The organism is Caballeronia pedi, assembly GCF_001544915.2.
Lineage (GTDB): Bacteria > Pseudomonadota > Gammaproteobacteria > Burkholderiales > Burkholderiaceae > Caballeronia > Caballeronia pedi.
The window spans coordinates 59,767-80,289 of record NZ_FCOE02000021.1 but is presented as its reverse complement, the minus strand read 5'-3'; the positions used below and the strand labels follow the sequence as shown (position 1 = coordinate 80,289).

Sequence of the window (20,523 nt, the reverse complement as noted above, 5' to 3'; positions counted from 1 at the left end):
CGATGGCGCTGGCTTTTTGTGTGCGCTCGTCGCGATGCTTCATGCCGTGACGTTCTTCTTCAGCCGTCCCAGCACTTCGTCGGTATGCTCGCCGACGCGCGCGAGCGGTTGCCGCACGCCGGGGCGTCGTCCGCCCATCGTGAGCGGCAGCAATACGACGTCGGTGGTGCCGCCGTCGTCGGTCTGCATCGGCACGAGGCCGCCGCTCGCCTTCAGATGCGGATCGTCGAGCAATTGCTCGGGGCGCATGATCGGCGCGTACGGAATACCGGCCGCTTCGAGCTTCGGCGCGAGCTCGTCCGCGCGATGCTGGGAGAGAATCTCGCCGAGCTGTTCCAGCAGATGCGGACGCACCGCGACGCGCATCGCGTTGGTCGCGAAGCCGGGTTCCTGCGCGAGGTCGGACCGTTCGAGCACATCGCACAGCGTGACGAACTGCTTGTCGCTCACCGCGCCGATGAACAACTGCTCGCCTTCGGCCAGCGTGAACACGTCGTACACGCTCCACGCCGATACGCGCGAGGGCATCGGCGGCGGCGCTTCACGCGTCATCGCGTATTGCTGCATGTGCTGCGAGGAAAGAAACACGCAGTTCTCGAACAGCGCGCTCTGCACTTCCTGGCCGCGTCCGGTGAGATCGCGTTCGCGCAGCGCGGCGAGCACGCCGATCGCGCCGAACATGCCGCCCATGATGTCGTTCACCGAGGTCCCCGCGCGCAATGGCCGGCCCGCCGGACCGGTCATGTACGCAAGGCCGCCCATCATCTGCACGACTTCGTCGAGCGCGAGACGCTTTTCGTAAGGGCCGGGAAGGAAGCCTTTGTGCGACACGTAGATGAGTTTCGGATGCGCCTTCGATAGCGTGTCGTAATCGAGCCCGAGCTTCGTCATCAGGCCGGGGCGGAAATTTTCGAGCAGCACGTCGCATTCGCCGATCAGTTCGATCGCGGCTTCACGGCCCTCGTCCGTGTTGATGTCGATGACGACGCTCTTCTTGTTGCGATTGAACGAGCGGAAGAAGCCGATGCCGAGGCCCGGCAGATTGCGCGTCTTGTCGCCGCCGGGCGGTTCGACCTTGATGACTTCCGCGCCGAGATCCGCGAGGATCATGCCGCAGGTCGGGCCCATCACCATATGCGTGAACTCGATCACGCGAATGCCTTCGAGCGGCAGGGTGGAATGATTCATATCGTCCTCAGGCTGCGATTGCAGTGTTCGATTCGTAAGTGACCGGCAAGCCCGCGAGCGCGAGCGCGCCGTGCAGCGCTTCGCCGTCGAGCCAATGCGCGAGCTTCGCGCGCAGGGTGAGAAGCGCCGGTATGTCGATGCCCGTTTCGATGCCCATGTCGGCGAGCATGAACGCGAGATCCTCGCTCGATGCATTGCCGCTCGCGCCCGGCGCATGCGGACAGCCGCCGATGCCCGCGAGCGTCGCATCGAAGCGTGCGACGCCGGTTTCGAGCGCGGCGCAGACGTTGGCGAGCGCGAGGCCGCGCGTGTCGTGAAAGTGGCCGCACCAGAAGCGCTCGCCCGCGATGGCGCGCGCCTTCTCGAAGAGATCGCGCACGGCGCGAGGACCGGCGTAACCGACCGTATCCGCAATGCTCACACGGTCCGCGCCGGCGTCGAGCAGCGCCTGCATATAGCGCAGCACATCGGCGTGATCGACATGACCCTGGATGGTGCAGCCGAACGCGGTGCCGATGCCGCCTTCGATCAGCGTCTTCGCGCCCGACGCATCGCGCGTGGCTCGCATGCGCGCCACTTCGTCGACGACTTCTTCCGGCGTCTTGCGCAGATTCGCGAGACTGTGCGCGCGGCTCGCGGAAAGCGGCACGAGCATCAGATCGGCCTGTGTTTCGATGGCGCGCTCCGCGCCCTTCAGATTCGGCACGAGCACGGATACGAAAAGTCCCGGCAGCGTTTTCGCATAAGTGACGAGTTCGGCGGTATCGGCGAGTTGCGGCAGAAACCGCGCGGGCACGAACGAGCCGACTTCGATTTCGCGCTGGCCGGCAGCGTAGGCGTCGCCGATCCATTCGATCTTGCGAGCGGTCGGCACGACCGTTTGAATACTTTGCAGGCCGTCGCGCAAGCCGACTTCGCGGATCACGGCGCGCTGGGGGAACGCGGGCATGGCTTTGTCTCCGAGTCTTTTGTGTGGTTGGACTCGACTTTAGAGATTCCGTAAATGCCATTAAAGCGGTATTTTGGAAGCCTCATGCTTCCCGTTCGGAACGTCAGAGGAAAACACACGGCCATGCGCGACATCGACCTGAAAACGCTGCGTCTTTTCGTTACCGTCTGCGAGCACCAGAACATTGCGCGCGCGGCGCAGGAATCGCACATCGAGCCTTCGGCGATCAGCAAGCGCATCGCGCAACTGGAGACGTCGCTCGGCGTGCCGCTTCTGTCGCGCTCGCGACGCGGCGTCGAACCGACGCCCGCGGGCATGGCGCTGCTGGAGCACGCGCGCAGCGTGCTGTTCACGATGGAGCGCATCGCCAACGATGTCGCCGCGTTCGGCGGCGGTTTGATGGGGCGCGTGAGCATATGCGCGTCGGCATCGGCGATTGCGGAAGCGCTGCTCGACGATATCGCATCGTTCATGCGCGAGCCCGCCAATCAGAACATCAAGGTCGATGTCGAAGAGCGCCTGTCGCACGATCTCGTGCGGCAACTGCGCGAAGGCGTGGCGTCGGTGGGCGTGTGCTGGGACAGCGTCGATCTGCGCGGCTTGCAGCATCGCGCGTATCGACATGATCAGCTCGCGCTCGCGGTGCCCGCCGATCACCCGTTCGCGCGGCGGCGTACGGTGAGTTTCGAGGAATCGCTGGCTTTCGAGCACGTCGGACTGCCGCCGGCGACCGCCGTGCATACGATGCTGCAGCGCGCGGCGGCGCAGGCCGGCAAGACGATGTCGTATCGCGTGATCGTGTCGAGCTTCGACGCTGCGTTTCGCGTCGTTGCCGCCGGGCTGGGCATCAGCGTCGTGCCGATGGAAGTGGCGGGAACGTATCGGCAGGCGCTCGGCGTCGAAGCCGTGCCGCTATCGGATGCGTTCGCGAAACGGCGCTTCGTTGTGTGCTTCAGGGATTTTGATTCGTTGCAGCCTGCGGCGCGGCGTCTCGTGGAACATCTGGAAACGCGCGCGGCGCGCTAGTTCGGCGCGTCGCAGAACACCGTTTCAGCGTCTTTTTTCTCGATGGTCAGGTTCACCGACCGCGCGCCGCCCGGCCGCGTGCAATGACGCTTGCCCGCGGGCACGGTCAGCAATTGTCCCGCGCGCAATTCGACGGCGCCGTCCTCGAACTCGATGATCAACGTGCCTTCCACTGACACGAAAGTCTCGTCCGAGTTCGGATGGAAGTGCCACTGGAACGGCGCGTCCATCACGCTGATGTGAACGTCGTGATCGTTGACGCTCGCGATGACGCGGTTCATGTAGCCGTTGCGCGCGGCGTCGGCGATTGCGGCGTAGTCGATGATTTCAGTCATTCGGTCAGGCTAGCGCTGCACACGAGACGGCACAAACGAATCCTTTTCGCGTCGATGTGAGCGGGATTCGCATCGTCACATATCGCTCTGCACATTCGCGTGCCCCATGATCGACGCGATATTGCCGATGGCCGGCTGCGCGTACCGCACCGGCGGCGCGTCGAGCGGCAGGGGCGCGGGGCCGGAGTCCGTCGCGCGGGCATAGACCGGCAGTAGCGGCGCGCTCTGCGCGCTGGAGGCGACCGGAAATACCGGGCCGCCCATGATGCCCACGCCGATGAACGGATGCGCCTGCGCCACCGTCGCCAGACCGAAAGTCAGTTTGGCTGCCACTATCGCGTATCTGATCGCTTTCATTTCTCGTCTCCTGAGATGCCGTTGTTTTTCGATGGAACGCATTCTGCACGTCGAGAATGAGCGAAGAATGAGAACGTAACGTCGGATAAATCTGCGCGGACTACACTTCCAGACGTCGTCGCATATTCAAAGGCCGCGAGATGCAAAGCCGCTTCACCGCCATCCTCACCGCGCTCGGCGCCGCCGCGCTGTTCGGCGCGACCACGCCGATCGCGAAAGCGCTGCTCGGCCCGATGCCGCCGTTCATGGTCGCGGGCCTGTTCTATCTCGGCAGCGGTATCGGCCTCGGCGCGGTGTTGCTCGGACGCCGGTTCTGGCGCGAGAAGGACAAAGGCGTGGGCGCACGGGAACTGGCGTGGCTGCTCGGCGCCATCGCGTTCGGCGGCGTCGCAGGACCGGCGTTGCTGATGCTCGGCCTGACGACCACGCCCGCCGCGACGAGCGCGCTTATGCTCAACCTCGAAGGCGTGCTGACAGCGGCGATCGCGTGGATCGTGTTTCGCGAGAACGTCGATCTGCCGGTGTTTCTCGGCATGGCCGCGATCGTCGCGGGCGGGGTCGTGCTGGCGTGGGAACCTGGCGCGAGCGGCGTATCGGCGGGCGCGTTGCTGATCGCGCTGGCGTGCCTCTGCTGGGCCATCGACAACAATCTGACGCGCCGAATCTCCGCTGCCGACGCCACGTTGATCGCATGCGCGAAAGGACTCGTCGCCGGTGCGGTGAATCTCGGCATCGCGCTCGCGATGGGCGCCCATCTGCCGGCACCGCACATCGTCATCGGCGCGATGACGACGGGCTTCGGCGGTTATGGCGTGAGTCTCGTGCTATTCGTGATCGCGCTGCGCCATCTCGGCACGGCGCGCACGGGCGCGTATTTCTCGGTCGCGCCGGTCTTCGGCATCGCGCTCTCGCTCGCGATGTGGCCACACGCGCCGGGCGCCTCGTTCTGGATCGCCGCCGCGCTGATGGCGCTCGGCGTGTGGCTGCACGTGCGCGAGCGGCACGAACACGAGCATACGCACGAGCGGCTGGCGCATGTGCATCGGCATGTGCACGACGCGCATCATCGGCACGCGCACGACTTTCCGTATGCCGGCGATGAACCGCATACGCATCTGCATGTGCATCTGCCGATCACGCATACGCACGCGCACTTTCCGGACATTCATCACCGGCATTCGCACGAGCGCGGCTAGAACACCTTGCCGGGATTGAGCAAGCCGTGCGGATCGAGCGCCGCCTTGATCGCGCGCATCGACGCGATATCGGCTTCGCGGCGCGCGAGATGCAGATACGCGCGCTTCTTCAGACCGATGCCGTGCTCCGCCGAAATCGAGCCTTCGAACTCGCGCGTGACGTCGTAGACGAGGGCGTCGACATCGTCGTGATCCTGCTTTCCTCTGCCGGGAAGATCCACGACGATGTGAATATTGCCGTCGCCCAGATGGCCGTAGGTCATCACGATCGCGTCGGGCCAGCGCGCGCGCAGACGCGCCTCGCATTGCGCCGCCGCATCGCCGACCTGCGCGATGGAGAAGCTCACGTCGTACGCCGCGTAGTTCGGGATGAAGCGATCGTATTCGCCGGGCGCATCGCGGATCGCCCAGAAATCGCGCGCGTGCGCCTCGTTCGACGCGATTGCCGCATCGGTCACGATGCTCGCTTCGAGCATGCCGCCGAGAAACTCCTCGAAGGCTTCGCCGTGCCGCGCGGGGTCGGTGCCGACGCTTTCCAGCAGCACGTAGAACGGATGCGCATCGGCGAGCGGCGCGCGCAGGTTTTTCAGATTCGCGATGACGGTGTCGTGATAGCCCGCCCACATCACTTCGAACGCGGACACGCCCGGCGCGAGGCCCGCCTGCGCGCGCGTGAGCAGCGTGGTGACAGCGGCGAAATCCGGCAGGCCGCACCATGCGGTGGCGGTCGCGGTGGGCTTCGGGCGCAGGCGCAGCACGACGCGCGTGATCACCGCGAGCGTGCCTTCGCTGCCGATCAGCAGATGCCGCAAGTCGTAGCCGCTATTGTTCTTGATCATCTTGTTCAGGCCGCCGACGATCTCGCCGCTTGCCAGAACAGCTTCGACGCCGAGCACCTGATCGCGCATCATGCCGTACTTGATGACGCGATTGCCGCCCGCGTTGGTCGCGAGATTGCCGCCGATCGTGCAACTGCCGCGCGCGCCGAGATCGAGCGGAAAGCAGAAACCCGCCGCGCTCGCCGCTTCCTGAACCACTTGCAGCGGCGTGCCGGCTTCGACGGTCATCGTTGCGGAGATTTCATCGATTTCGACGATGCGGTTCATGCGCTCGAGACTCAGCGCCACTTCGCCGCCGAGCGCGTTCGCACCGCCGACGAGGCCCGTGAGACCGCCTTGCGTGACAACCGGTTGCTCGTGCTTCGAGCAGATCGCGAGCGCTTTCGCGACATCATCGGTGGCGCGCGCGCGGATGATCGCGAGCGGCGTCGCGCCGGGCAGGCCGCTCCAGTCCACGACGCGCCTGTCGCCGAATTCGTCGGGCAGCGCCACGACTTGCGCGCCGAGCGCTTCACGCAATGCCATTACCGCTTCGTTGACTGCCATGCATCGTCTCCGTTCGTTGTTTCGCGTTGTGCTCAGATGCGATAGTGTGAACCAGATTCGGGAGACGACGATGGAACGTGCAGATTTTGACGGCGCGCTGGCGCAGTTGACCGGCGCGGCTGAACTGGTCGCGGCTGCGTCGGGTGAAGCGCTACGCGCGCAGGCGTTCGAGATGCTGGCGTTTTTCCGGCTGCGTCGTGGGCGTGTGGGTGACATTGGCGCGCCGGTCACGTCCAACGATGAGCTGTTCAAGGACACCGCGATCGCCGCGCTCACGATGGCCGGCAGAAAGGAAATGCTCGCGGCGGCCGCGTTGCTCGAACAGGCGCGCGGATTGTTGCGCGGCTGAACGTCCGCTAGAACAGCTCTGTCTCCAGCGGCATCAGATTGATCCACTTCACGGCGGTGCGGCGCTCGATGCCGTCGCCGTGAATCGACCGTATCATCACGCGCTGGCCGCGCGCCTCCCCGAGTACTTCGACGATCCGGTTGCGATATCGCGCAAGCGAGCCGCGTAGCGGCTTGCGCTTCCTGCTCTTGCGGGGGGAAACTGCGGGCATGGACGTGACAGCGATTTATGACGGCCACATCATAACGACGCGCACGCCTTCCACCAAATATTCAACCTCCACACTGCGAACCGCCACACCATGCGTCGAATCACTGTCCGGACTTCGCCCGTTCATGGCCGGGGCGTCTTTGCTCTCGCCGATCTGCCAACCGGCACCTTGCTGCTCGAATACAAAGGTCTGCGGCTCTCGTGGAAAGAGGCACAGCGCATTCACGCGAAATCGGGCGCGGAGGATGGCCACACGTTTCTCTTCGGCCTCGATGACGGCAGTGTCATCGACGGCGCGCGCGGCGGCAATTCCGCGCGCTGGCTGAATCACAGTTGCGCGCCGAACTGCGAAGCGGAGCAGGACGGCGAGCGCGTGTTCATCCGCGCGATCCGGCCGATCGGAAAGGGGCAGGAACTGTTCATCGATTATCGGCTGACCGTGGAGGGCCGGCGCACCGCGGCGCTCAAGCGGCTCTATGCTTGCCGATGCCTCGCGTCGGGGTGTCGTGGGACGATGCTTTCGGCTAGTAGATAGCGGTTGCGTGCTGCTGCTTCTCTTCCAGTGAAACGCGCTTTGCCCGCTTCAGCTCAGCCAGCATTTCCAGCGCGCGTCCCTCATCGCTGGTCAAATCGGCGAGAAACGCGTCATTGTTCTCTTTCACCCATTGCAGCGGCATATCCCACCATGCCAGTTCGAGAAGGCTCTCGCGTACTTTCTCGGAGAATCGAAACCTGACGAGACGCGCGGGAGAACCGACATAAATTCCATACGGTTCGCTTCGAAAATTGGGCGGTACGACGGTACGTGCGCCGATCACGCATCCGTTCTCCACCGTGCTGCCGCCGAGAAACATCGCCTCGTCGCCGATCCACACATCGTTGTGAATGACCGTGTCGGCATACTGCGGTGGCGAAACGTTTCGCAACCCGTCGCCGTACACGCTGAACATCGCGGTCGAGATGGTCCTCATCTCGTGCTGACCGTTCAGCAGAAAGCGCAAACGGAGACCGCCCGCAACGAACTTTCCGATACTCAGTTTCTGAACGCCGGCGTCATACTTGGCGATCGATCCGACACCCAGGCCAGAGCATCGACCAATGGAAAACGTTCCCACCTTCGCCTCTTCGTCGAGCCAATCCTTGAAGAAGTTATTGGGAATCAGGGAGAACGCGCCGTCTCGATATGCCAGCACGATGAAGTGCTTTGCCCACGGATGATCCGCCGAGACTCCAATAAAGTCGTCTGAGGTTGTTACGTTCATTCTCTGAATCCATGCAATAAATTGACCGGGCGGAACTTCGCGCAGATTGCATGGTAGTTTGGGCAACCGTCCATCAAACCTGTGAAAACAGCCGATTCTTGCCCCTTTCTCGATACTTCATCAGGCGAGCGCATCGCTTAGGCATTGCGAGCCGCTGATAAAAAGCCCCGACGGTCCTTGTCCGATATCACCCTTCAGACCGCGCCCCGCGCCGCCGTTAACACACGCAACCGTCAACCAGACTTCGCCACCGACCCAATGAATCGCGACCCATCCGAAAGCACCCTCAAGGCCGCTTTCCTGCGGCACGAAGACACCCTCGCCCCGCCGGAGCGCGCGCTCGGCGAGGACGATCACGCCGTCTACCGCACGCTGCTCGAATCGACCAAGGCGATTCCGTGGAAGATCGACTGGGCGACGATGGAGTTCGCCTACATCGGACCGCAGATCGAGGCGCTGCTCGGCTGGGCGCCGTCGTCGTGGAAAAACGTGCACGACTGGGCCGAACGCATGCATCCGGACGATCGCGAAGCGGTGGTCAGCTTCTGCGTCTCCCAATCGAAAGCCGGAACCGACCACGAAGCCGACTACCGCGCGCTCACCCGCGACGGCGGCTACGTGTGGCTGCGCGACGTCGTGCATGTCGAGCGCAACGAACAGGGCGAAGTGGAAGCGCTGATCGGCTTCATGTTCGATATCAGCGAACGCAAGCGCACCGAGGAAAAGCTCGCGCAGTTGCAGAAGGAACTGGAACGCCTGTCGTTCAGCGACAGCCTGACGGGCGTCGGCAACCGCCGCCGCTTCGACGACGTGATGGCGCGCGAGTGGGACGCCGCGAAAGAAGCGGGCAAGCCGCTGTCGCTCATCATGATCGATATCGACTTCTTCAAGTCGTACAACGATTACTACGGCCACGTTCAAGGCGACGAATGCCTGAAGCGCATCGCGCGCGTGCTCGGCGAGGCGGCCGGTCCGCAACACTTTCTCGGGCGTTTCGGCGGCGAGGAGTTCGCGCTGATCCTCGCGGGCGCCGATGCCGAAGCCGCCATGCGCATCGCGGAGCGCTGCCGCGCGCTGATCGCCGATGAAGCCATCGCGCACGTGCGTTCGCCGCACAATCAGCAAGTGACGGCCAGCTTCGGCGTGGGCACGGTCGTGCCGGGCGAGCGCATGGACGTGACGACCTTCATCAATCTCACCGACGCGCAGTTGTATCAGGCGAAGGACAACGGCCGCAATCGCATCGCGGCCGTGGATCGCGCGGGCATGCAGGGCGAAGCGTTCAAGGCTCAAACGCGTTGAACATCAGACGCGCCCGTTCACCGGAATCGCCGCGCCCGTGATGCATTGCGCCTCGGGCGAAAGCAGGAACGCGATCACCGCGCCGAGTTGTTCCGGCTTCACCCAGCGCGAGAAATCGGCGTCGGGCATGTCGCGCCGATTCGGCGCGGTGTCGATGATCGACGGCAACAGCGCGTTCACCGTCACGCCCTTGTCCTTCAGCTCTTCGGCGAGCGCCTCGGTCAGGCGCAGCAGCGCCGCCTTCGATGCCGCGTAGGCGCCCATCCCCATGCCCGCTTTCATCGCCGCGAGCGCGCCGATATTGACGATGCGCCCGCCTTCGTTCGCGCTCAGTGGCGCGAGCGCCGCCTTCGACGCGTTGAGCGCGGTCTTCACGTTCACATCGAACATTGATTGCCAGGTATCGACGCTGCCGTCCGCGATCGTTTCCCAACTGAACGCGCCGGCCACGTTCACGAGCGCGTGCAGGCCGCCCATTCGCTGAACGATGGTGTCGATGGCTTGCTGCGCCGACTTCGCATCCGTCAGATCGATGCCGGTGACGATGCACGCGTCGGCGAGCGGCGCGGGCAATGCATCCGACGTTGCTCCGTGACCGATCAACGCGACGCGCGCGCCGCGTTCGGCCAGCACGCGCGCCGTCGCGAGTCCCAGACTGCCGAAGCCGCCCGTGACGGCGACGATCCTTCCTTCCAGACTATTCATGGCGTTGTCGCTCCGTTTCATGGCGCCAGAAGAAGGATAGGACGGAACGCGGCGCGCCGCGAGTCAGCTCGCCTGGAAATAGAGCGCTGCGGGATTGTCGACGAGAATCTTGCGCAGCGTCGCTTCGTCGTCGATGCAACGCGCCATCCAGCCGAGCATGTCGGCGTCGGCGGGCGTCGGCTTCACGTTCGGGTGCGGCCAGTTCGACGCCCACAGCGAACGCTCCGGATAGCGCGCGGCCAGCGTGCGCACGAGCGGCGCGATGTCGTCGTAACCGGGCGGGCCGATGCGCGAACTCTCGTAAGGCGCGGACAGCTTGACCCAGCAGCGCGGCCCGTCGAGCAGACGGCATAGCGAGGAGAACGCGTCGCTTGCGATCGTCACCGGGCCGAGAAATTTGCCGATGTGATCGATCACGAGTTTCGCGGGCAGCCGCGCGAGCATCGCTTCGTGTTGCGGGAGCGTGCAGCCGTCGAGCTGAAGGTTGATGTTCCAGCCGAGCGGCGCGATGCGCGCGGCGATATCGTTCAGGCTGTCCCATTGCAGCAGCCCGCCCGGCAGCATCATGAAGCGCACGCCGCGAATGCCGGCTTCGTGCAGGCGTTGCAGTTCGGCATCGCTGATATCGGGCGGCACGACCGCGATGCCGCGCACGCCCTCGCCCAGCTTCCTGATCGCATCGAGCGTGCAGCGGTTGTCGAAGCCATAGCCCGTCGGCTGCACGACGATCACGCGTGTCAAACCCAGCGCGCGCTGGACGTCGCGATACGCGTCGGCGGGCGCGGGCGGCGGTACGAACGTGGCGCTGGGCGCGAGCGGATAGCCGTTCTCGTAAATGTGGATGTGGCAATCGCACGCGCCGGTCGGGAGATTCATCATTGCGTGTGCGCCGGAATGGCGAAGCGCGCAACGCGAAACGCTCGCGGCGCATTCACCGCGCCCTGCGGCGTTCGGCCCTGAAAGAGCGCTTCCGTCTGCGCGACGGTTTCCATCGACTGATGCTCGATCGCGGCGGGCGTGAGGCCGCCGACATGCGGTGTCGCGATCACGCGCGGATGCTGCGCGAGCGCGGGCGACGGCATCTGGTCCGGCGCGCGGCCCACGTCGAGCGCGCAGCCGGCGAGATGACCGCGATCGAGCGCGGCGAGCAACGCGGCATCGTCGACGAGTTCGCCGCGCGCCGCGTTGATGAAGTACGCGCCCGGCTTCATCGCGCCGAAGGTATTCGCGTTCATCAGATCGCGCGTCTGCGCGTTCGCGGGTGCTAGGCACACGACGAAATCCGCTTCGGCCAGCAGCGTGCCGAGATCGCGCTGATGCACGCGCGCATCCTCGATCAACGCGAAAGGATCCGACACGACGATGCGCATGCCGAACGCCAGCGCCAGATCGCACAGATAGCGCGAAATCTGCCCGTAGCCGATCACACCCAGCGTGCTGCCGCGCAATTCGCGGCCCATCTTCGGCGCGGGCGCGCCGCGCTGGTGGTACGCCTCGGCCTGGAAGGTCGTCGCGCGGCCCAGATCGAGCATCGCGCCGATCACCCATTCGGCCACCGCTGGCACGAAGCCCGCGCTCGCCTGCGTCACGAGCACGCCGTGCTCGCTCGCGGCGTCGACATCGATGGTGCGGATATCCACCGCGCAGCGTACAAACGCCGCGAGCTTCGGCAGGGCGTCGAACAGCGCGCGCGGCGCGGGCGTCTGACGATAGCCGATGATCACGTCCGCGTCGCTCGCGGCAGCGGCGAGTTCGTCCGTCGTCAGTTCGCGGCGCTCGGGATTGAACGCGACATCGGCGACGGCACGCAACGCATCGGCCGCGCGTGCGCCGAAGTAATGGTCCAGCATGTGCCGTGGATGGCTGACGAATACCTTGTTCATGTCCTTGTCCTGTATTGCTTTGCTCACGCCGGCGGGGCGACGGATTCGCGTTCGACCAGCGTGATATCGGTGAAAAGCGCCTGTCCGGAATCGAGCACGGGTTCGTCTGTCTGGCGCATCGCGCGTTCCACCATCGCGGCGGCCATCGCCGGAATGGGAAGCTGCACGGTCGTGAGCGCGGGGTTTGAAATCGCCGCGAGAAAATGCCCGTCCATGCCGACCACCGACATATCCTGCGGCACGCGCAAGCCCGATTCGCGCAAGCCCGCCATCAGGCCGAGCGCCATCAGATCGTTCACGGCGACGATGCCGGTCGGCCGGTGCGCGTCGCTCGCGAGTTGCCGCGCGAGCGCGCGGCCGTTTTCCGCGATCATCGAATCGCCGTATTCGTTCACCGGGCCGCTGTCGAGCACGCGCGCGCTGTCCGACAGACCCGCCTCCTCCGCCGCCGCGAGAAAACCGCGAATCTTGTCGCGGCGCGACAGCGTCATGCCCGCGAGCGTCGCGTAACCGAGCCGCGTGTGGCCGCGCGCGATCAGATGCCGTGTTGCGAGCCGCGCCGCCTCGAAGTTGTCCGGCGTGACGTGATCGATGCGCGTCGTCTCGCCTTCGTTCGCGCGGCGGTCATAGCTCACGACGACCATGCCGCGCTCGGCTGCCGTTTCGAGGTGGCGTTCATCGGCGAGCGAGGAAATCACGATCACGCGCCGCACGCCGTGCGACAACAGATCCTCGAAAAACGACGCCTCTTTCGCCGGATCGCGATACGTATTGCCGATCAGCACCCGATACCCATAGCGCTCCTGCGCATACGTCTCGACTTCGCGGGCGATGTAGCCGTACATCGGATTCGCGATCGACGGCACGAGCAGCCCGACGAGCGGCGTCTGTCCGGTCTTCAACTGCCGCGCGAGCGTGCTCGGGCGATATTGCAGCGCGCTCATCGCGGCCTGCACGCGCGCGAGCGTGTCCTGGCGCATCTGATCCGTGCGGCCGTTGAGCACGTTGGAAACGGTGCTGACGGAAACCCCGGCGTGGCGGGCGACGTCCTGAATGGTGCTCATAACGAAGTTCTACTGCCGGCTACAGGCCGAGCCGGGTCGGCAGCCACAAGGAAAACGAGGGCACCAGAATGAGTACCACAAGCGCGATGCACAGCACCATCAGATATTTCAGCATCGGGCGCGCGACGGCTTTCATGTCGGTGCCGGTGATCGCGCAGGTCGCGAAAAGTCCGAGGCCGACCGGCGGCGCGAACAGTCCGAGCCCCATCGCAACGACGATCACCGTCCCGAAGTGCAGCGGATTGATGCCGAGCTGCGTCGCGATCGGCGTGAGCAACGGCCCGAAGATGATCAGCGCGGGCGCGCCTTCGAGCACCGCGCCGAACACGATCATGATGAGCACGGAGAGCAGCAGGAACATCGTCGGGCCGTACTGGTGCGCGAAGGCGATCATCGCGTCGGAGACGAGCGCGGGAATCTGCTCGATCGTCAGCGCGAACGACACGCTCGACGCCGCCGCGACGATGAACAGAATGCCGCTCGCCATCGACGCCGAACGCACGAACACGCGCGCCACCGACTTCGGCGTGAGTTCGCGAAACGCGAGCCAGCCGACCACGAGCGCATAGACGACGGCGAACGCGGACACCTCCGTCGATGTCGCGATGCCCGAGGTCACGCCCTTGCCGATCATCGCGATCATCACGAGTGCGACGAGCGCGCCGCCGAGCAACGGCAGCCAGGCGCGCGGATGCGTCAGCGCATCGGCAATATTGATGCGCCGCCCGTAGATCACCGCGACGATCGCAAGCGCGATGGCCAACACCGCCGCCGGCACGACGCCCGCGAGGAACAGCCCGGCGATCGAGATATTCGCGACGAAGCCCATGATGATCATGTTCACGCACGGCGGAATGGTTTCCGCCATCACCGCGCTGCACGCGAGCAGCGCCGCGGCTTCGTTCGGGTCTTCCTTGCTCTGCCGCACGGCCGGCATCACGACGCCGCCGACCGCGGCGATATCCGCGAGCTTCGAGCCGGACACGCCCGAGAAGAACGCCGTCGCCATGATGGTGATGAGGCCGAGGCCGCCGCGCACGCGTCCGAACATGCGCAGCAGCAGTTCGATCAGCCGCGACGACATGCCGTTGCCTTCCATCAGCAAACCGGCGAGCACGAAGAACGGAATCGCGAGCAGCACGAAGTGGTCGGTGCCGGCCATCACTTGCTGCGAGTAGACGAGCATCGGCAGGGTCGGTTCGGCGAGGAAATACAGCAGCGCCGAGAACGCGAGCACGAAGCCGATCGGCACGCCGAGCGCGAGGCCGCCGACGAAGCCCGCCGCGAGCAGAACGCCCGCCTTCACGGCGTGCGCCGGAACGAAGGCGTTCCACGCGAACAGCGCCGCCGCCAGCAACGCGCAGCCGGCCAGCGTGCCGAGCACGGTCTTGCGCGGCCCATCGAGCGCGTTGGCGAGCGCGAACACCGTCATGAACACACCGCCCGCGACGAGCGGATAGACGTTGATCCACGCGGGCAGGCCGCTCGGCGTCATCTGTCCGTATGAATCGACGAGCAGCAGGCACGACGATGCGCACAGATTCCCCGCGACGCCCGCGATGATCCAGTGCCCTGCATGCACGAGCGCCGGTTGCCAGCTTTTCGGCAGCGCGCCGCGAAACAGATCGACGCCGACGTGCTGGCTGCGCCCGAGCACGGTCGCCGCGCCGAAGAACACGAGCACGATCATCAGCGCGCGGGCGACTTCCTCGGCCCAGTCGACGGGATCGTGCAGGAAGTATCGATAGACGACCGAGACGAACACCACGATCACATCGGCGGCGAGCACGGCCGCGCACAGATATTCGATCCAGTGCATGAGGGCGGCAAGGCCGCGTGCGAGCGCGGTTTCGCGGCCAAAGCCGGGCGCAGCGGCGAGTTGCGCCTCCGGTCCGGGCGTCGCGGAATAACTGGTCATGGTCTTAGCCCCGTGCGGCGGCGATGGCCGTGAAAAGCGGCGCGGTCGCGGGATATTGCTTCGAGAAGCTCGCGTACAACTGCGACTGCATCTCGCGGCGGGCGGTGTCGCGGTCAGCCGGCGACATCGGGAAGAAGGTCATGCCGCGCTTCTTCAATTCCTGCTCCGCGCTCGCGGCGGTCTGGATCGCGGCGATGCGCTGCTTCGCGGTCGCGTCCTGCGCGGCCTTCTGGAACGCGGGGCGCAGGTTCTCCGGAATCTTCGCGAGCGCGCGGCGGCCCATCACGACGACGAGCGGGCTGAACACGTGGTTCGTCTGCCAGCACGACTTCACCACTTCGTCGTACTTGCTCGCGAGCACGGTCGCGCAATCGTGCTCGAAGCCGTCGACGACGCCCGTCTGAGCGGCCATGTACAGCTCGCCGATGGGAATCGGCGTCGGCACCGCGCCCATCAGCCGGAAGGTGTCCATGAAGGCGGGCGTCGGCAGCACGCGCAGCTTGACGCCCTTGATATCCGCGAGCGAATGCGCGGGCTTCTTCGTGAACACGTTGCGCGCGCCGAACGAATAGCCCCACGTGAGCACCGAGCATCCCGCGCGTTTTTGCAGCAGGTCGTCGAAGGACTTGCCGACGCTGCCGTCCATCGCGCGGCCGACGTGATCGAAGTTGTCGAACACATAGCCGAGATCCAGCATGCCGAGCTCGGGCAGCACGGTCGCCCAGATCGACGAGCCGGTGACCATCATGTCGACCGCGCCGACCTTGACCTGCTGCACGACATCGCTTTCCTTGCCGAGCTGGCTGTTCGGAAAATCGTCGATGCGAATCTGGTCGCCGACGCTCGCCTTCAGATTCGCCGCGAGATTCTGATACCAGACGTAGTGCGCGGCGTTCTCGTTGGCCGGCATCGACGATGAAAGCCGCAACGTGACCGCCGGCTGCGCGCTCGCGAACGTGGGCAAACCGCCGCCGACAGCCGCGAGCGAGGCTGCCGAAGCTGTCTGAAGGAAGCGTCGCCGGGAAATCGAATGCATGGTGTGTCTCCTGGATGCCGCGCGTCGCGCTGCGGACTGTATCGATTTAGTGTATCGATACAGTAATCGGCGGCGGTGACATGCACCAATAGGTGTATACCCACTGTATCGATTTAGAACGAAGCGCTCTGGGGAAGACTCAGGCGGCGCGGCCGGCCGCGCGCTGGACGGCGAAAACGGCGACCGCCGTGGTCACGCCGGTGACGAGCACGCCGTACAGGCCCAGCACCACCGCGAGTGCGCGCCCGATGGCGGTTGTCGCGACCACATCGCCATAGCCGATGGTGAGCGCCGTCACGCCGCAGAAATAGAGCGTGCCGCCGAACGACGCGTGGGCGTGCGTCGCGCTGTCCATCGGCGCTCCGAGGTAGAATATCGCCGCGCACAGCGCGAAGAACACGAGCAGCAGCATGCCGAACAACGAGCGCAGATGCCACAGCGCCCGAACGAATTCGAACGTGACGTGCCGGGAGCTGATGGTGTCGGTCTTGAGAAGTTTAGAGAGGCTGTTCATGTACGGTGAATCGCGCGGCTTGGGACGGAAAGCGCCATCGTACCGTTGGCCGATATCCGCCCGGAAGCGTCGGGCCGTCTTATTCAGCCAGCGCCGATCCCGCCTTTCCCGGCGCATTCACGCCGCTTTCGCTTTGCGTGCGGCCCGCGAGCAGCCAAACCGCTGCCGCGATCGTCAGCGCGCACACGCCCGCCACGCCGAGCGACGCCGCAAAGCCGCTCGCGAAGCTGTCGCGCGCGATACGCACGATCGCAGCGCCCGCCGGTCCGCTCATGCTTTCGCCCGCGTGGGCGAGATCGCCGGCGAGCAGACGCGAGAGGAAGGTCGCATCGAGCACAGTGGCGGGATCGGTCAGACTCGACGCGTGCGCGGCCAGCGCGACGTGCGTGCGCGTCGCCAGCACCGCGCCCAGCACGCCCACTGATGTAACGATCGCGGTGAAGCGCGTCGTCGTGCTGATGCCCGAAGCCATGCCGGTGCGGTTCGTCGGCACGCACGCCATGATCGCTTTCTGCGTGTCGCCGTTGAGCACGCCCGCGCCGAGGCCGGTGACGATCATGCCGAGCGCGATCAGCCCGTAGTTCGACATGCCCGCGAAGAAAGCCGTCAGCAGATTGCCCGCGCCGATCGTCGCGAGGCCGAGCGTGAGCAGCGTCATGCCCGGCAGGCGCTTGCCGAGCGACGCGCCGATATGCGGACCGACGACCATCGCGACGGCGAACGGCAACATGCCGATGCCCGCGCGCACCGCCGGCAGGCCGAACGCGTTTTGCAGATAGAGCGGCAGGAACGTCATCATCACCTGCGCGCAGGCGGCGTAGCCGAACATCGCGAGCACGGCGGCAACGAAGCGCGGCTGGCGAAACAGCGCGAGGTCGATCATCGCGTGGGCGCGCGAACGCTGCACGCGCACGAACACGACGAAGAGCGCCGCGCTCGCGATGAGACGCGCGACGGTGCGCCAGTCCGACCAGCCGTCGGCCTGGGCGTCGATCAGCGCCCAGATGCCGAGCGCGAGCGACGCGGCGAACAGCACGCTGCCCGCCAGATCGATCGCGCCCGCTTCGGGGTTGCGCGACTCGCGCATGCCGCGCCAGGCGCACGCGGCGAGCAGCGCACAGATCGGCAGGTTCATCAGGAAGATCCAGCGCCAGCCGGCCCATTGCGTGATGACGCCGCCGACGAGCGGCGCGATGGTCGTCGATACGCCCATGCACGTGCCCCACACGGCCCACGCGCGGGCGCGCGCCGCGCCTTCGTGGAACGTGTTGGCGATGATCGCGAGCGCCGATGTCAGCAGCATCGCCGCGCCGACGCCCTTCGCCGCGCGCGCGATATTCAACGCCAGCGCCGACGGCGCCAGCCCGCACCCGAGCGACGCGAGCAGGAACGCGGCGAGGCCCGCGATCAGCATCTTCTTGCGGCCGATACGGTCGGCGAGCGCGCCCGCGGGCAGCAGGCACGCGGCAAACGCGACCATGTACGCGCTCACGACCCATTCGACATCGGCGAAACCGGCGTGGAAATCACGCGCGATGGACGGCAGCGCCACCGCGACGACGTTGGTGTCGAGCGTGATCAGCGCGCACGTCGCGGACGCGGTGAGCAGCACGAAGCGGGGAGATTCGGGTTTATCGATGATCTTTGACATGACGCCGTGCAGAAAGATGAATCGGGTTTGTCGATGCTAGTTGCGTCTGTGTTTCCTGTCATTGGCATAGAATCGCTGAATAATTATCGAAATCTGGAATAGGACATGCCCGTCGAGTTGCGTCACGTGCGCTGTTTCCTGAGCGTCGCCCGGCATCTGCATTTCGCGCGCGCGGCGGAAGAACTCGGCATCGCGCCGCCCGCGCTCACCAAGCAGATTCAGGAAGCCGAGCGGCTGCTCGGCGTGCGGCTGTTTCATCGGACCAAGCGTTCGGTTGCGCTGACGGCCGCCGGCGAAGCCTATCTGGGCGAAGCGGTCAGCGCGCTCGATCATCTGGCGCGCGCAGCCGAACGCGCGGCGCTCGCGGAGCGTGGGGAACTGGGGAAGATCGTCATCGGCTATGTCGGGTCGGCGGTGTATTCGGGCGTGCTGCAGGCGACCGTGCGCGGCTTTCGGGTGCGTCATCCGCTGGTGGAAATCGGGATCGAGGAAATCGTGATGCGCGAGGCCGGCCCGCTGCTGATGGAAGGGCGCATCGACATCGCTTACGTGCGGCCGCCGGTGCCTTATCCCGAAGGCGTCGAGGCGCGCACGGTGCATCGCGATGACTTCATCGTCGCGCTGCCCGCCGATTCGCCGCTGGCGGCGTCGGAGGTCATCGCGCCGGCGCAGTTGCGCGATCAGTCGTTCGTCGTGCCGGAGCAGGAATCGGGCACGCTCGACGTGGCCCGGCGCGGGCGCTTCACGGCGCGCATCGTCGCGCAGCCGGGCACGCTCGCGGACGTGCTCGCGCATGTGTCGCTGGGCGGCGATGTCGCCGTCGTGCCGCGTTCGCTCGCGCAATGCGTGACGGTGCCGGGCGTGGCGTATCGGGAAATCGCGGGCAAAGCGGTGCCGTCGGAAGTGGCGATGGTGTATCGGCGTTTCGAGCGGGCCCCGGCGGTCAAGGCTTATCTGACGTTCGCGGCTTCATGATCGAAGCGCGGATCGGGCAATCGGTTCGAAGCCGGCGCGATGCGCTTGCGCGAGCGCCCATGCCGTTTCGTGCAGCGCGGCGCGCTTCATCGCCAACGCTTCGCGCATCGCCGCGTGCAATTCGTCGATGGACACGACGCCCGGTGCGCCCGCGATTTCCCACGTCGACACATACGCGTGCTGCTTGACCGAATCCGCGTGCTGAAGCGTCACGCGCGGCAAACCATACGCCATCGCGACGATCCGGCCGTGCAGACTGCTGCCCGCGAATCCCTCGCTGTTCGCGATCAGCGCGCAAATGTCCCAGACGTTCAGCGAATCGACGATCCGCACCGTCGCGTGGCGCATGCGCGCGGCCATGCGTTCGTAGACCGCGAGGTCGTCGTGCCACGGCGCCGCGCCCGCGCGGAACAGCGCGATGCCGAGGCCGGTCGATTCTCCCAGCCGATCCAGTTGCCGTGCGATGCGCGCGAGCGTGCCGTCGTCGCCGAAATCCGCGCTGAACTGGACCGCCAGATAGCCGCGGCGGGTATCGGCATGTGTCCGGATGTGCGCGTCGAAGAGTTCGGCGATCAGCGTCGCCGGGTCGGGGACGAGTTGAGCGTCGATGCCCGCGCGCTTGAGCGTGGCTTGTGTTCGTGTGTCTCTCACGCTGATGGCGTCGGCGGTTCGCAGTTTGGTCAGCACCTCTTCGCGGAAAGCAGCATCGCGTGAATCCAGCGCCGCGCCGCCGATCGCGTTGAAGCAGATCGACTGCGCGTGGGGAAACGTCTCGCGGCCGATCACGTAAGGCGCCAGTGCATCGGTTCCGAGCGCGGCGCGCGCCCATGCGCGCCGGGCGTCGGCGTGAGAGGCGTATCGGGTGATGCAGGCTCGAGCATCCTCGGGCTTCGTCAGCATGACGGCGGCTTCCCACGCGTCGCACGTCAGCAGTTCGCCGCCCGCATGGATCAGGGTGAAAGATTCGTCGCGCCCTTGCGCCGACCGTGCGGCGATCGCGTGGCCGCCATACATGCGCAAGTCGCGCTGCCCGCATCCCCCGAACACCGTTTCGATTTCCGTCGAACGCTCCGCGAGCAATCGCGCGACGACATGCGCGAACAGCATGTCGCCGAAATTGTGACGATCGAACGCGCCGAAAATGATGATCCGGCGCTTCGACGAACAGTGAGCGTTAGCCATTCGGCCAGCTATTTCGAGCGAACCGAGACAGGCACC

Annotated in this window: 22 protein-coding genes; 6 read left to right on the top strand and 16 right to left on the bottom strand. The window is 65.7% G+C overall.

Annotated elements, in window-relative coordinates:
• Positions 1 to 39 precede the first annotated feature (39 nt).
• Complete coding sequence (locus tag AWB80_RS26575; RefSeq protein ID WP_061177650.1) at positions 40 to 1,188, bottom strand: CaiB/BaiF CoA transferase family protein; 1,149 nt, start codon at positions 1,186 to 1,188, stop codon at positions 40 to 42.
• Between the two features lie 7 nt (positions 1,189 to 1,195).
• Positions 1,196 to 2,137 carry a hydroxymethylglutaryl-CoA lyase gene (locus AWB80_RS26570; RefSeq protein WP_061177649.1) on the bottom strand — a complete coding sequence of 314 codons (942 nt, stop codon included), beginning with the start codon at positions 2,135 to 2,137 and terminating at the stop codon, positions 1,196 to 1,198.
• 123 nt (positions 2,138 to 2,260) lie between these two features.
• Here AWB80_RS26570 and AWB80_RS26565 point away from each other — a divergent pair, with 123 nt between their 5' ends.
• Positions 2,261 to 3,163: a LysR family transcriptional regulator gene (locus AWB80_RS26565; RefSeq protein ID WP_061177648.1), complete on the top strand. Its 903-nt coding sequence runs from the start codon at positions 2,261 to 2,263 to the stop codon at positions 3,161 to 3,163.
• Here the strand turns inward: AWB80_RS26565 and AWB80_RS26560 are convergent.
• Positions 3,160 to 3,498, bottom strand: coding sequence for a cupin domain-containing protein (locus AWB80_RS26560; protein ID WP_061177647.1), 339 nt, complete (start codon positions 3,496 to 3,498; stop codon positions 3,160 to 3,162). The genes AWB80_RS26565 and AWB80_RS26560 overlap by 4 nt on opposite strands.
• Positions 3,499 to 3,573: 75 nt before the next feature.
• A complete protein-coding gene (locus AWB80_RS26555; protein ID WP_061177646.1) occupies positions 3,574 to 3,855 on the bottom strand; it encodes a hypothetical protein in 282 nt (93 codons plus the stop codon).
• A gap of 140 nt (positions 3,856 to 3,995) precedes the next feature.
• On the opposite strand from AWB80_RS26555, the gene AWB80_RS26550 reads away from it, so the two are divergent.
• Entirely contained in the window at positions 3,996 to 5,051 is a 1,056-nt protein-coding gene (locus AWB80_RS26550) for a DMT family transporter (protein ID WP_061177645.1), read from the top strand.
• Here AWB80_RS26550 and AWB80_RS26545 read toward each other — a convergent pair.
• Complete coding sequence (locus AWB80_RS26545; protein ID WP_061177644.1) at positions 5,048 to 6,436, bottom strand: FAD-binding oxidoreductase; 1,389 nt, start codon at positions 6,434 to 6,436, stop codon at positions 5,048 to 5,050. The genes AWB80_RS26550 and AWB80_RS26545 overlap by 4 nt on opposite strands.
• Before the next feature lie 70 nt (positions 6,437 to 6,506).
• On the opposite strand from AWB80_RS26545, the gene AWB80_RS26540 reads away from it, so the two are divergent.
• Positions 6,507 to 6,785 (top strand): hypothetical protein, encoded by a 279-nt coding sequence (locus AWB80_RS26540; RefSeq protein WP_061177696.1) that lies wholly within the window; start codon positions 6,507 to 6,509, stop codon positions 6,783 to 6,785.
• A gap of 7 nt (positions 6,786 to 6,792) precedes the next feature.
• Here the strand turns inward: AWB80_RS26540 and AWB80_RS26535 are convergent, their stop codons facing one another.
• The gene (locus tag AWB80_RS26535) at positions 6,793 to 6,996 is read right to left on the bottom strand and encodes a hypothetical protein (protein WP_061177643.1); all 204 of its coding nucleotides are present in this window, start codon (positions 6,994 to 6,996) and stop codon (positions 6,793 to 6,795) included.
• 90 nt (positions 6,997 to 7,086) lie between these two features.
• Between AWB80_RS26535 and AWB80_RS26530 the strand changes: the two genes are divergently transcribed.
• Entirely contained in the window at positions 7,087 to 7,530 is a 444-nt protein-coding gene (locus tag AWB80_RS26530) for an SET domain-containing protein (protein ID WP_061177642.1), read from the top strand.
• On the opposite strand, the gene AWB80_RS26525 is transcribed toward AWB80_RS26530, so the two are convergent.
• Entirely contained in the window at positions 7,520 to 8,257 is a 738-nt protein-coding gene (locus AWB80_RS26525) for an LbetaH domain-containing protein (protein WP_061177641.1), read from the bottom strand. The genes AWB80_RS26530 and AWB80_RS26525 overlap by 11 nt on opposite strands.
• Before the next feature lie 258 nt (positions 8,258 to 8,515).
• On the opposite strand from AWB80_RS26525, the gene AWB80_RS26520 reads away from it, so the two are divergent.
• Positions 8,516 to 9,559, top strand: coding sequence for a sensor domain-containing diguanylate cyclase (locus AWB80_RS26520; protein WP_061177640.1), 1,044 nt, complete (start codon positions 8,516 to 8,518; stop codon positions 9,557 to 9,559).
• Between the two features lie 3 nt (positions 9,560 to 9,562).
• Here AWB80_RS26520 and AWB80_RS26515 read toward each other — a convergent pair whose 3' ends face one another.
• The 8 genes from AWB80_RS26515 to AWB80_RS26480 form a co-directional block, all read right to left on the bottom strand.
• Positions 9,563 to 10,264 (bottom strand): SDR family NAD(P)-dependent oxidoreductase, encoded by a 702-nt coding sequence (locus AWB80_RS26515; protein WP_061177695.1) that lies wholly within the window; start codon positions 10,262 to 10,264, stop codon positions 9,563 to 9,565.
• Positions 10,265 to 10,327: 63 nt separating this feature from the next.
• Positions 10,328 to 11,143 (bottom strand): amidohydrolase family protein, encoded by an 816-nt coding sequence (locus AWB80_RS26510; RefSeq protein WP_087131620.1) that lies wholly within the window; start codon positions 11,141 to 11,143, stop codon positions 10,328 to 10,330.
• Complete coding sequence (locus AWB80_RS26505; protein WP_061177693.1) at positions 11,140 to 12,147, bottom strand: NAD(P)-dependent oxidoreductase; 1,008 nt, start codon at positions 12,145 to 12,147, stop codon at positions 11,140 to 11,142. Before AWB80_RS26505 ends, AWB80_RS26510 begins: the two co-directional genes overlap by 4 nt.
• 23 nt (positions 12,148 to 12,170) lie before the next feature.
• Positions 12,171 to 13,211 (bottom strand): LacI family DNA-binding transcriptional regulator, encoded by a 1,041-nt coding sequence (locus AWB80_RS26500; protein WP_061177639.1) that lies wholly within the window; start codon positions 13,209 to 13,211, stop codon positions 12,171 to 12,173.
• 19 nt (positions 13,212 to 13,230) lie between these two features.
• On the bottom strand, positions 13,231 to 15,129 hold the full coding sequence (locus AWB80_RS26495; RefSeq protein WP_061177638.1) for a TRAP transporter large permease: 1,899 nt from the start codon (positions 15,127 to 15,129) through the stop codon (positions 13,231 to 13,233).
• Between the two features lie 4 nt (positions 15,130 to 15,133).
• Entirely contained in the window at positions 15,134 to 16,165 is a 1,032-nt protein-coding gene (locus tag AWB80_RS26490) for a TRAP transporter substrate-binding protein (protein WP_061177637.1), read from the bottom strand.
• A gap of 139 nt (positions 16,166 to 16,304) precedes the next feature.
• Complete coding sequence (locus AWB80_RS26485) at positions 16,305 to 16,679, bottom strand: potassium channel family protein (RefSeq protein WP_061177636.1); 375 nt, start codon at positions 16,677 to 16,679, stop codon at positions 16,305 to 16,307.
• A 79-nt stretch (positions 16,680 to 16,758) separates the two neighbouring features.
• Positions 16,759 to 18,330: an MFS transporter gene (locus tag AWB80_RS26480; RefSeq protein WP_061177635.1), complete on the bottom strand. Its 1,572-nt coding sequence runs from the start codon at positions 18,328 to 18,330 to the stop codon at positions 16,759 to 16,761.
• Positions 18,331 to 18,435: 105 nt separating this feature from the next.
• Here AWB80_RS26480 and AWB80_RS26475 point away from each other — a divergent pair, with 105 nt between their 5' ends.
• Positions 18,436 to 19,305, top strand: coding sequence for a LysR family transcriptional regulator (locus AWB80_RS26475; RefSeq protein WP_061177634.1), 870 nt, complete (start codon positions 18,436 to 18,438; stop codon positions 19,303 to 19,305).
• On the opposite strand, the gene AWB80_RS26470 is transcribed toward AWB80_RS26475, so the two are convergent.
• Complete coding sequence (locus AWB80_RS26470) at positions 19,300 to 20,487, bottom strand: polysaccharide pyruvyl transferase family protein (protein WP_061177633.1); 1,188 nt, start codon at positions 20,485 to 20,487, stop codon at positions 19,300 to 19,302. The two genes, AWB80_RS26475 and AWB80_RS26470, sit on opposite strands and share 6 nt — an antisense overlap.
• Positions 20,488 to 20,523 lie beyond the last annotated feature (36 nt).

Coding starts and splice junctions, on each gene's coding strand:
- AWB80_RS26495 (WP_061177638.1), bottom strand. CDS start 15,129: ATGACCAGTTATTCCGCGACGCCCGGACCGGAGGCGCAACTCGCCGCT.
- AWB80_RS26480 (WP_061177635.1), bottom strand. CDS start 18,330: ATGTCAAAGATCATCGATAAACCCGAATCTCCCCGCTTCGTGCTGCTC.
- AWB80_RS26530 (WP_061177642.1), top strand. CDS start 7,087: ATGCGTCGAATCACTGTCCGGACTTCGCCCGTTCATGGCCGGGGCGTC.
- AWB80_RS26510 (WP_087131620.1), bottom strand. CDS start 11,143: ATGATGAATCTCCCGACCGGCGCGTGCGATTGCCACATCCACATTTAC.
- AWB80_RS26540 (WP_061177696.1), top strand. CDS start 6,507: ATGGAACGTGCAGATTTTGACGGCGCGCTGGCGCAGTTGACCGGCGCG.
- AWB80_RS26550 (WP_061177645.1), top strand. CDS start 3,996: ATGCAAAGCCGCTTCACCGCCATCCTCACCGCGCTCGGCGCCGCCGCG.
- AWB80_RS26515 (WP_061177695.1), bottom strand. CDS start 10,264: ATGAATAGTCTGGAAGGAAGGATCGTCGCCGTCACGGGCGGCTTCGGC.
- AWB80_RS26475 (WP_061177634.1), top strand. CDS start 18,436: ATGCCCGTCGAGTTGCGTCACGTGCGCTGTTTCCTGAGCGTCGCCCGG.
- AWB80_RS26545 (WP_061177644.1), bottom strand. CDS start 6,436: ATGGCAGTCAACGAAGCGGTAATGGCATTGCGTGAAGCGCTCGGCGCG.
- AWB80_RS26470 (WP_061177633.1), bottom strand. CDS start 20,487: ATGGCTAACGCTCACTGTTCGTCGAAGCGCCGGATCATCATTTTCGGC.
- AWB80_RS26505 (WP_061177693.1), bottom strand. CDS start 12,147: ATGAACAAGGTATTCGTCAGCCATCCACGGCACATGCTGGACCATTAC.
- AWB80_RS26560 (WP_061177647.1), bottom strand. CDS start 3,498: ATGACTGAAATCATCGACTACGCCGCAATCGCCGACGCCGCGCGCAAC.
- AWB80_RS26525 (WP_061177641.1), bottom strand. CDS start 8,257: ATGAACGTAACAACCTCAGACGACTTTATTGGAGTCTCGGCGGATCAT.
- AWB80_RS26555 (WP_061177646.1), bottom strand. CDS start 3,855: ATGAAAGCGATCAGATACGCGATAGTGGCAGCCAAACTGACTTTCGGT.
- AWB80_RS26500 (WP_061177639.1), bottom strand. CDS start 13,211: ATGAGCACCATTCAGGACGTCGCCCGCCACGCCGGGGTTTCCGTCAGC.
- AWB80_RS26570 (WP_061177649.1), bottom strand. CDS start 2,137: ATGCCCGCGTTCCCCCAGCGCGCCGTGATCCGCGAAGTCGGCTTGCGC.
- AWB80_RS26535 (WP_061177643.1), bottom strand. CDS start 6,996: ATGCCCGCAGTTTCCCCCCGCAAGAGCAGGAAGCGCAAGCCGCTACGC.
- AWB80_RS26565 (WP_061177648.1), top strand. CDS start 2,261: ATGCGCGACATCGACCTGAAAACGCTGCGTCTTTTCGTTACCGTCTGC.
- AWB80_RS26490 (WP_061177637.1), bottom strand. CDS start 16,165: ATGCATTCGATTTCCCGGCGACGCTTCCTTCAGACAGCTTCGGCAGCC.
- AWB80_RS26485 (WP_061177636.1), bottom strand. CDS start 16,679: ATGAACAGCCTCTCTAAACTTCTCAAGACCGACACCATCAGCTCCCGG.
- AWB80_RS26575 (WP_061177650.1), bottom strand. CDS start 1,188: ATGAATCATTCCACCCTGCCGCTCGAAGGCATTCGCGTGATCGAGTTC.
- AWB80_RS26520 (WP_061177640.1), top strand. CDS start 8,516: ATGAATCGCGACCCATCCGAAAGCACCCTCAAGGCCGCTTTCCTGCGG.